Here is a 1,475-nt window from a genome sequence, read left to right on the forward strand (position 1 = left end):
AAGCAATCCAGAGCGGCGTAGTGCTGCCCTGGATTGCTTCGCTGCGCTCGCAATGACGAAAGGGGCGCCTCAGCCCAGCGGCGCGATCGGCTGCCCCGAGACGACAGCGTCGAACTGTAGCGAGGCCAGCCGCGCATAGAGGCCGCCCTGCCCGCTCAGGCTTTCATGCGTGCCCTGCTCGACGATACGGCCGCCATCCATCACGACGATACGGTCCGCCTTGCGCACGGTGGCGAGGCGGTGAGCGATGACCAGCGTGGTGCGCTGCGCCATCAGCGTCTCGACCGCGTCCTGCACCAGCCGCTCGCTCTCGGCGTCGAGCGCGCTGGTGGCTTCGTCGAGCAGCAGGATCGGCGCGTCGCGCAGCAGCGCGCGGGCGATGGCGATGCGCTGGCGCTGGCCGCCCGAAAGGCGCGCACCGTCTTCGCCGAGGAACGTGTCGAGGCCTTGCGGCAGCGCGCGCAGGAAACCTTCGGCGTTGGCCGCGCGGGCCGCCTGCCAGATCGCCTCGTCATCGGCGTGCCAATTGCCGTAGCGCAGATTGTCACGCGCGGAGGCGGCGAACAGCACGCCTTCCTGCGGGACCAGAGCGATGCGCGCGCGAATCTCGGCCGGGTCGGCGGAGGCGAGCGGCACGCCGTCGATCTTGATGGCGCCGCCCTGCGGATCGTAGAACCGCTCGGCCAGCTGGAACAGCGTCGACTTGCCCGCGCCCGAGGGGCCGACGATAGCGACGGTCTCGCCCGGCTCGATGGTCAGATTGAAGTCGTGCAGCGCCGGAAGTTCGGGCCGCGAGGGGTAGCGGAAGGTCACGCGCTCGAACGCCAGCTTGCCGCGCGCCGGGCTCGGCAGCACCAGAGCGCGCGCCGGAGGGGCGATCGTCGGATGTTCGCTCAGCAGTTCAGCGAGGCGGCTGGCCGCACCCGCGCCGCGCACGAGATCGCCGTAGACCTCGGTGAGCGAGCCGAACGCGCCTGCGACGATGCCCGCCGTTACCACGAAGGCGGCGATGGTGCCGCCGGTGATGGAGCCCTCGGCCACGCCGATCGCGCCGCGCCACATGATCATGGTGATCGATCCGAAGATCAGGAACATGATCACCGCGGTCATGATCGCGCGGATCATGATGCGGTGACGGCCGGTATCGAACGTGCGCTCCACAGCGGCGGCGAAGCGGCCCTGCTCGCGGCCTTCCTGGTTGAACGCCTGCACGACCTTCAATGCGCCCAGCACTTCGGCAGTCAGCGCGCCGATGTCTGCCACGCGGTCCTGGCTGGATCGCGAGACGGCGCGCAGCTTGCGACCGAAAGCGGCGATCGGCAGGATCACCACCGGAATGGCGATGACCAGCCACGCCGTCAGCCCCGGCTCCAGCGCGAAGAGATAGATCACCCCGCCCAGCGCCATGATCGCGTTACGCAGCGCGACCGAGACGGTGGTGCCCACGATCTGCTCGATGATCGCGGTGTCGGCGG

Annotated in this window: 1 protein-coding gene; it reads right to left on the reverse strand. The window is 69.6% G+C overall.

The genetic code is table 11. The features are described from left to right. Positions 1–69: 69 nt before the first annotated feature. The coding region (locus tag LH128_RS28765) for an ATP-binding cassette domain-containing protein (protein WP_008833225.1) at positions 70–1,475 on the reverse strand (1,406 nt) is incomplete at its 5' end.

Source organism: Sphingomonas sp. LH128, from assembly GCF_000293195.2.
GTDB classification, from domain to species: Bacteria; Pseudomonadota; Alphaproteobacteria; order Sphingomonadales; family Sphingomonadaceae; genus Novosphingobium; species Novosphingobium resinovorum_A.